Source organism: Zoogloea sp. (assembly GCF_044344315.1).
GTDB lineage: Bacteria > Pseudomonadota > Gammaproteobacteria > Burkholderiales > Rhodocyclaceae > Zoogloea.
Genome location: NZ_JBIJDC010000155.1, coordinates 1 through 8139, shown reverse-complemented (window position 1 = coordinate 8139; position 8139 = coordinate 1). Strand labels below are relative to the sequence as shown.

Sequence of the window (8139 nt, the reverse complement as noted above, 5' to 3'; positions counted from 1 at the left end):
GAGATCGGCGACTATCTGCGCGGCGAGCTGCGCACCCTGGTGGCCGACAAGGCGCAGGTGATCGAGGGCTGGATCGCCGCCGGGCGCATGGCCCCGGTGGACCCGGTGCATCTCTTCATCAGCCTGTGGGCGCTGACCCAGACCTACGCCGACTTCGAGACCCAGGTGTGCGCCGTGCTCGGCCGCACGGCGCTGGAACCTGCGGACTACCACCGTGCCACGGCTCATGTGCAGGCCCTGGTGCTGCGCGGCTGCGGGCTTTGATCAAATCATGCAGCGAGGAGTGAGCACGTGTTCGACCTGATCCTGCGCCAGTGCACCCTGCCCGATGGCCGCGCCGGCATCGACATTGGCATCCGCGATGGTCGCATCGTGGCCGTGGAGACGGGGCTGGCGGCCGCGGCCGGCGAGGTCATCGACGTGGCCGGGCAGCTCGTCACCCCGCCCTTCGTGGATGCCCACTTCCATATGGACGCCACGCTGTCCTACGGGCTGCCGCGGGTCAATCAGAGCGGCACCCTGCTGGAGGGCATCGCCCTGTGGGGCGAGCTGAAACCCCTGCTCACCCAGGAAGCCCTGGTGGAGCGCGCCCTGGCCTATTGCGACTGGGCGGTGGCCAAGGGCCTGCTGGCCATCCGCAGCCACGTGGATGTGTGCGACCCGCGCCTGCTGGCCGTGGAGGCCCTGCTGCACGTGAAGGAGAAGGTGCGCCCCTATATCGACCTGCAGCTGGTGGCCTTTCCCCAGGATGGCGTGCTGCGGGCGCCCGGGGCGCTGGACAACCTCAAACGCGCCCTCGCCATGGGCGTGGATGTGGTCGGTGGCATTCCCCATTTCGAGTGCACCATGGCCGACGGCGCCGAGTCGGTGCGTATCCTGTGCGAGCTGGCGGCCGAACTGGGCCTGCCGGTGGACATGCACTGCGACGAGTCCGATGACCCGCTCTCGCGCCACATCGAGACGCTGGCCTTCCACACCCGGCGCCTGGGGCTGCAGGGGCGGGTGGCGGGCTCCCACCTCACGTCCATGCATTCCATGGACAACTACTACGTGTCCAAGCTGCTGCCCCTGATCGCCGAAGCCGGCGTGGCCGCCATCGCCAACCCCCTCATCAACATCACCCTGCAGGGCCGCCACGACACCTACCCCAAGCGCCGCGGCATGACCCGCGTGCCCGAGCTGCTGGCGGCCGGCGTACCGGTGGCCTTCGGCCACGACTGCGTGATGGACCCGTGGTATTCCCTGGGCAGCGGCGACATGCTGGAGGTGGCCGCCATGGGCCTGCACGTGGCCCAGATGACCGGGCAGGACGGCATGCGCGCCTGCTTCGCGGCGGTTACCGACACACCGGCGCGCATCCTCGGGCTGGAGGGCTACGGCATCGCCCCCGGTTGCCGCGCCGATCTGGTCGTGCTCCAGGCCGGCGACCCCATCGAAGCCCTGCGCCTGCGCGCCACCCGCCTGCTGGTGCTGCGCGCCGGACGGGTCATCGCCCGCACACCGCCGGCCGTCGCCACCCTGGACCTGCCAGGCCGGCCGGGATCAGTGGATTTTCGCCAGTCCTCCAGCCGGGGGCATTGAGCGCGGGCCGGTACATGGCGCACCGGCGGGTAGAGGGCGTGTCGAGGAATTTGACATGCCTTAAACATCGTGACGCGATGAAAATCGAGACACGCCATTAAACGTACTGCTTCTCCCGACGTCCGCCCCGTGCTCTACACCGCGGTGCGTGGGTACCCCTGGCCGGGCCGGCAGCCCTGGTGGGCAGTCGGCGGCGTGCTCTCGCGCCGATCTACGGATGGCATCCGCGCGGGCATCCACCTGAGCCCGGTGCCGGATTCAGGCGTGATTCCATTCAAAGCGGATAAGGTGACCTTATGTTTACACGCATGCCTGGTGCCCCGGCGGGGATTTGGGGTGGGCTGGGTTTGTCACCTGATTTTACAAGCTGAGCCGACGAGGGGGCCGGGGGGCGGGCTAAGTCACTGTTTGGGTTGAGATTTAAACAGAATATTTTTATGGCATGGCAAATGCTCTTGCTGAAGGGCATTACTTCCGCTTTTCGCCAGACCGTCTCATCCCCAGGAGTGACACATGTTCCGCAGATCTCTCATTGCATTGGCCCTTGCCGGCTCGTTCTTCCATGTTGGCAGCGCCGCAGCCAGCGTCATCGTGCTCGACTTCGAAGGGGCCGGCAACGCCACCAGCCTCGACAACTTCTACAACGGCGGTACTGATAGTGGCGGCAACTCCGGTACCAACTACGGCATCTCCTTCGGCCCCAATACCCTGTCCCTCATCGATGGGGATGCACCGGGTGGTACGACGGGCAACTTCGCGAATGAACCGTCCCCGAGTACGGTCATGTTCTTCCTGACGGGCACTGCCGTGCTCAACTATGCACCGGGCTTCACCACCGGCTTCTCCTTCTTCTACAGTTCTTCCACTGCGGCTTCAGTGCTCGTCTACGACGGTCTTGATGCCACCGGCAATCTCCTGGCGCAGATCGATCTCACCGCCCAGGGCTTCTCCAACTGCTCGGGGGATCCGACCGGCAGGTTCTGCAACTGGACGCCCGTGGGCGTGAGCTTCGCAGGCACGGCCAAGTCGATCGATTTCGGTGGCACGGTGGATCAGACCGGCTATGACAACATCACCTTTGGTTCCGCCACGCCCGGCAAGCTTCCCGAGCCTGCCTCCCTGGCCCTCGTCGGTCTTGGCCTGGGCGCCTTGCTTGCCCGGCGTCGCAAGGCCTGACAACCGCGTCCGTCCGGATGGATGCCGGACAAGGTCAGAATGAGGGCTGTTGCCACTGGGGTGAAGGTGGCAACGGCCCTCATCGTCGCCTGCGGACTGCGATCAAGGGCATGCCGATGATCAACGGGCGGATGGGCGACTGAAGTCGCCCCTACGGAAGAGGCCTCATCGACGGTCAGGCGACGCGTCAGACTGAGGAAAGCAGGATGAATTTTCCCCCTCGCCTACAAGGCCATCATGTCCTTGGTGCATTCACCGATGTAGGTGGAGTTCATGATGATCTGCATCTCGAGATCCTGCCCCCCCTTGTGCACCAGTTGCCGGATCTCGGACTTCATCTTGCGCGGCGCCACCGTGTTGTTGATCTGCATATCCACCGAATTACCATCGGCCATCACGCACTTCATTTTCCAGGACGCGGTGTTTTCCGAGCGCTTGGGGTCGGAAATGCTGCACTTGGCGCCCTTCTTCTCCATTTTGTCCCGGTCGATGCCTGGCGTGAGGTAGGGGTCCTTGGCCAGGAAGGCCTTGCTCAGACAAACCTTGGTTGTCGATTCCGTGAGGGTCTTGGGGGGTGTGCTGGGGTTCTCTCGGGCCGTGATGACGGCCTTCATTTCCCAACCTCCAGGCTCGACGGCATTATTTGCAGCCGCGCCAAGTGGCAGAGCGGCGATGGCAGCAAGGGCCAGGTGGGTAAGGCGGAAGGGCAGGGCAATCGTGGTCATGGGGAGGCTCCCGTGTGGGCTGTTGGGTGACGATGGCATGGTGCCACGGATGCTCACAGCGAGCAGTGAAACCTTGCACCGACAGGCTGTGCTCCCCGATGGAGGCGTTTACGCGCTGTCCGCGCCGGGCCCTTCCCGCAGGGCCTCGTAGCGCTGCTCCAGCTCGCGTCGCAGCTCCTTGCGGGCCAGCGCAGCCTGATGGCGGCGCTTCTCGTCGGGGGTGAAGGGGCGCAGGGGCGGCACGCTGACCGGCTTGCGGTCCTCGTCCACCGCCACCATGGTGAAGAAACAGCTGTTGGCGTGACGGACCACCTGGGTGCGGATGTCCTCGGCAATGACCTTGACGCCGATCTCCATGGACGAATTGCCGGTGTAATTCACCGAGGCCATGAAGGTCACCAGCTCGCCCACATGGATGGGCTGGCGGAACATCACTTGATCGACGGAGAGGGTGACCACGTAGCAGCCGGCGTAGCGCGCGCCGCAGGCATAGGCCACCTGGTCGAGGAGCTTGAGGATGGCGCCCCCGTGCACGTTGCCGGAAAAGTTGGCCATGTCGGGGGTCATCAGCACCGTCATGCTGAGCTGATGGGCGGGGAGAGTCATCGGGTGCTCCTGGGCAGGATTCGGGGAGGGCTGCCTATGATTGTAGGGGCGACTTCGGTTGCCCGCAGCCTTTGCTGAGCGGCATGCCGCGGGCTCGTCATTTTGCATGGGTTAGAATGCGTGCCCCCCGATTTTCGGGTGACTTTGCGCGCCGCGAGATCAGATGGGCGTTTGCGGTGCGCGGGAATCTTCAGTCTGGACTTGCATGCATAGCCTTACTCGGTCACATCGCATCGGCGCCATCGATACCCTGCGCGGGTTGGTGATGGCCTTGATGCTGGTGGATCATGTCCGTGAGTTTTTCTACCTGCACCGCCAGGTGGCCGACCCGATGGTGATCGGCGAGACGTCGCCGGAGCTGTTCTTCACCCGGTTCGCGAGCCATTTCTGTGCTCCGGTGTTTATCTTCCTGACCGGGCTCGGGGCCTGGTTTCATGGCCGCCGCGACGGGGCGACGCGGCAGGGCACGGCGGCCTACCTGGCAAAGCGCGGCCTGCTGATGATTGCCCTTGAAATGACGCTGGTCAGTTTTGCGTGGAGCTTCACCTTTCCGCCGACGATCCTCTACCTGCAGGTGATCTGGGCCATCGGGCTCTCCATGCTGGCCCTGGCGGCCCTGTTGTGGCTCCCGGTGCGGGGGCAGGTGGCCCTCGGGCTGCTGATCATCGGCGGGCACAACCTGCTCGACAGCGTCCATTTTGCGGTGGGCAGCGCGGCCCATGTGCCCTGGGCGATCCTCCACGACCGGAGCATGATCGCCCTGGGCGAAGGCCTGCGCGTCCGCACGTCCTACCCGGTGCTGCCGTGGATCGGTGTGATCCTCCTTGGTCATGGGGCGGGGGCCCTGTACCGGGCGGAGGTGCTGCCCGAGCAGCGCCAGCGCTACCTGGCGCTGATGGGTGCCGGGGCCCTGGCCGGGTTCTTCCTGCTGCGCTTTCTCAACGTCTATGGCGACCGTGCCTGGGTGGAGGGGGGGACGGGCCTCGCAACGGTGATGTCCTTCCTGAACGTCACAAAATACCCGCCTTCGCTGCTCTTCCTGCTGCTCACGCTGGGCGTCGGTATGGTGGCCCTGAGCCTGCTCGAACGCAGCCGGGCGTGGAGTGTGCTGGCCTGCTTCGGCCGCGTTCCGCTGTTCTTCTACCTGCTGCACATCTTTGGGCTGCACCTGCTCTACCTGATTTTCATGGCGGTGCTGGGGCGCACCCAGGGCGATCGCTATGGCTTTGTCGAGGTGTGGCCGATCTGGGTGGTGGCCGGGGCTGCGCTGGTGGTCCTCTACCTGCCGTGCCGCTGGTTTGCGGGCGTGAAGCAGCGCAGTGGCGCGGGCTGGACGAGTTATTTCTGAGATGAAGCAGCGCCTTTCCGCCCCCCTGAAGGGCCTTGGAAGGTCGATCTCCGGCGTGCGGAGATTCCCGCTCGCCTGCCTCATCGTGCTGGCCATGCTGGCGGCCACGCTGCTGCCGGTGTCCCACGCCTACCTGCACCTCCATGGGGGCGGTGATGGTCCGGTGGCCGACTGTGTCCCCGCTGGGGGCTCCCCCTTGCCATGGGGCGCGGACGATCCCTGCCCGACCGCGCCGCGCACCCACGCCGACCACTGCCCCCTGTGCCTGCACCTGGCCCAGCCCCTGCTGCCAACGGCCGACCTCCCCGGTTTCAAGGCGGTGGCGGGGCACGGGGCATTCATCTTCCCCCTGGCCTTGCGCGCACCCGCCGGGCGGACCCCCTGGCTGATACCGGCCCCCCGCGCCCCACCCGCGTCTTTCTCCTGATCCGTCCTTCCAGTACCTGCCCTTTCCTCATCGCCTTGCCGCTTATTGGCACGCCGAGGGGAGAGGGTGTCGATCATCGGGCAGCCATTGCCCAGGAGAAAGTTTGCGCTCATGAAAACGAAACTGCTGTCACTGGCGGTGTCATCCGCCCTGTCGTCCCTGTATTCCCCAGGCCATGCTGCCGCACCCGACAGCGACCCGGCCATCGTGCTCGGCGAGGTGGCCGTCCGCGCCCCGGCCAGCGGCCCCCTGCCGACCCAAAGCATCCTGAGTTCCGTCGATATCCTCGGCGGCGACAAGGTGCAGGACAAGAACGTCATGAACAGCTGGGAGCTGATCGGGCAGATGCCCGGCATCCAGCTCACCGAAACCCGCATGGGGGCCGAGTCGGGCAAGGCGACCTTCCGGGCCTTCAATGGCGAGGGTTATATCAACGGCATCAAGGTGCTCATCGACGGCATCCCCAGCAACGTCAATAGCGGCAACCAGCGCTTCATCGACATGATCTTCCCCCTCGACATCGAGTACATCGAAGTCGTGCGGGGGACCAACGACCCGCGCTATGGCCTGCACAACATCGGCGGCAACATCAATCTCGTGACCCGCCAGGGCGGCAACTACACCGACGGTCGCCTCAGCGTCGGCAGCTTCAACACCCGGGAACTGCAGGTGGCGCTGGGCCGCGATTCCGGCGGCTGGTCCCAGAGCTACTTCTTTGCCAAGCAGGACAGCGATGGCCACCGGGACCATTCCGAATCGGAAAAGTACTCGGCGAGCGCCAAGTGGTTCTATACGCCCACCGGTGCCGATCTCACCGCCGGCGTGATTGTGCGGGCCTACAGCCATCAGGCGGAGGAGCCGGGTTTCCTGACGGCCAGCGAGCTGGCCGTCAGCCGCAGCCAGTCGGCGGCGAAGAACGCCCGGGATGGCGACGATCGGGACATGAAGCACGTCAGCGCGCACCTCGACTGGCAGATCAACCCCGCCACCGCCCTCAGTACCAAGCTCTACTTCAACACCTACGCCGATGACCGCAAGGTGACCTTCACCAGCAATCCGGCGGGCTCCGCGCCCCGCCAGCGCCGCATGTGGGACGAGGACCAGACCGGCCTGATGAGCACGCTGACCTGGCGCGCCAGCGACGCCCTGGTGATCGATGGTGGCTTCAACGTGGAGCACCAGGACAACCGCTACCGGCGCTATCGCTACGCCTACGCCGTCCCCACGGACTTCTCCAAGCCGGCTTCCACGTCGAACGATGACAGCTACACCCTGCGTAACCTGGGGGCCTACGTGCAGGCAGTCATCAAGCCCATCGACTCCCTGAAGATCATCCCCGGCTTCCGCGCCGACAAGTTCTCCGGCCGCACCGAACTTCACACCACCGGGGCCACGGCGTCCCTGCAGGACTACGGCTGGATCAGCCAGCCCAAGCTCAGTGTGGTGTACGGCGTGACGCCCGCGGCCAGCATCTATGCCAACTGGGGCCGAAGCTTCCAGATCCTCACCGGTTCGCGGGCGCCGGCCTACCTCACCCCCGGCCAGGCCGAGTTCAAGCCTTCCATCAATACCGGCAAGGAGATCGGGGTCAAGCTCAAGCCCCTCGCCGACACGGAAGTCCGGGTGGCCGTGTGGCAGCAGGACGCCACCGACGAAGTGGCCAACATGCCGAGCACCGGCACCACCGTCGGCCTCGGCCAGACGCGCCGCAAGGGCGTGGACTTCCAGGCTACCGGCCGGGTGACGGACAAGCTCAAGCTGTGGTTGTCCCATTCCCTGCAGGAGGCCACCGTGCAGCGCGCCTTCACGGCCGGCGGTGTGTCCCTCGCCGGGAAGGAGGTCTTCTCGACGCCGCGCTACATCTCCAACGTCGGTGCCGAGTACCAGGCCACCGAAAAGTGGCGGTTCAGCCTCCAGGGGCGCGCCCAGGGGAGCTATTACATCGACGACCTGAACGCCAAGGGCAAACACGGCGGCTTCGTGCTCTTTGATACTTCCGTGCGCTACGCCCTGACGAAGGCCGCCAGCCTGGATCTGCAGTTGAAGAACCTGACCGACCGCAAGTATGAGTACGTCTGGTACGACAACTTCTTCTGGCCTGCGGGCAGCGAGCAGCCCATGTATTCACCGGGGCCGGGGCGGTCGGCCTATCTGTCCCTCAACCTGAAGATGTAAATGCGCCTTCCGGCCCGCTGCTGCCGTCCCGGGACAGCCGCAGCGGAGATCTGTGGGCGCGACGTGTAGGGGCGACGTGTAGGGGCGACTTCAGTCGCCCA

At 65.5% G+C, this 8139-nt stretch carries 8 protein-coding genes; 6 read left to right on the top strand and 2 right to left on the bottom strand.

Going from position 1 to position 8139, the window contains the following annotated elements:
• From ACIQ09_RS21020 to ACIQ09_RS21010, 3 genes are all read left to right on the top strand, one after another.
• Positions 1-264, top strand: a 264-nt coding sequence (locus ACIQ09_RS21020) for a TetR family transcriptional regulator C-terminal domain-containing protein (RefSeq protein ID WP_398314186.1), incomplete at its 5' end; no start/stop codon positions are given.
• A gap of 27 nt (positions 265-291) precedes the next feature.
• Positions 292-1581 (top strand): amidohydrolase family protein, encoded by a 1290-nt coding sequence (locus tag ACIQ09_RS21015; protein ID WP_398314184.1) that lies wholly within the window; start codon positions 292-294, stop codon positions 1579-1581.
• Between the two features lie 513 nt (positions 1582-2094).
• Positions 2095-2757 (top strand): PEP-CTERM sorting domain-containing protein, encoded by a 663-nt coding sequence (locus ACIQ09_RS21010; protein ID WP_398314182.1) that lies wholly within the window; start codon positions 2095-2097, stop codon positions 2755-2757.
• Between the two features lie 224 nt (positions 2758-2981).
• Here ACIQ09_RS21010 and ACIQ09_RS21005 read toward each other — a convergent pair whose 3' ends face one another.
• Both ACIQ09_RS21005 and ACIQ09_RS21000 read right to left on the bottom strand, forming a co-directional pair.
• A complete protein-coding gene (locus ACIQ09_RS21005) occupies positions 2982-3482 on the bottom strand; it encodes a DUF3617 domain-containing protein (RefSeq protein ID WP_398314180.1) in 501 nt (166 codons plus the stop codon).
• 108 nt (positions 3483-3590) lie between these two features.
• A complete protein-coding gene (locus ACIQ09_RS21000; protein WP_398314178.1) occupies positions 3591-4088 on the bottom strand; it encodes an acyl-CoA thioesterase in 498 nt (165 codons plus the stop codon).
• Positions 4089-4293: 205 nt separating this feature from the next.
• Between ACIQ09_RS21000 and ACIQ09_RS20995 the strand changes: the two genes are divergently transcribed.
• The 3 genes from ACIQ09_RS20995 (at position 4294) to ACIQ09_RS20985 (ending at position 8038) form a co-directional block, all read left to right on the top strand.
• On the top strand, positions 4294-5436 hold the full coding sequence (locus tag ACIQ09_RS20995; protein WP_398314176.1) for a DUF1624 domain-containing protein: 1143 nt from the start codon (positions 4294-4296) through the stop codon (positions 5434-5436).
• 1 nt (position 5437) lies between these two features.
• Positions 5438-5863, top strand: a complete 426-nt coding sequence (locus ACIQ09_RS20990) for a DUF2946 family protein (protein WP_398314174.1) — start codon at positions 5438-5440, stop codon at positions 5861-5863.
• A 111-nt stretch (positions 5864-5974) separates the two neighbouring features.
• Positions 5975-8038, top strand: a complete 2064-nt coding sequence (locus ACIQ09_RS20985) for a TonB-dependent receptor (protein WP_398314172.1) — start codon at positions 5975-5977, stop codon at positions 8036-8038.
• Positions 8039-8139 lie beyond the last annotated feature (101 nt).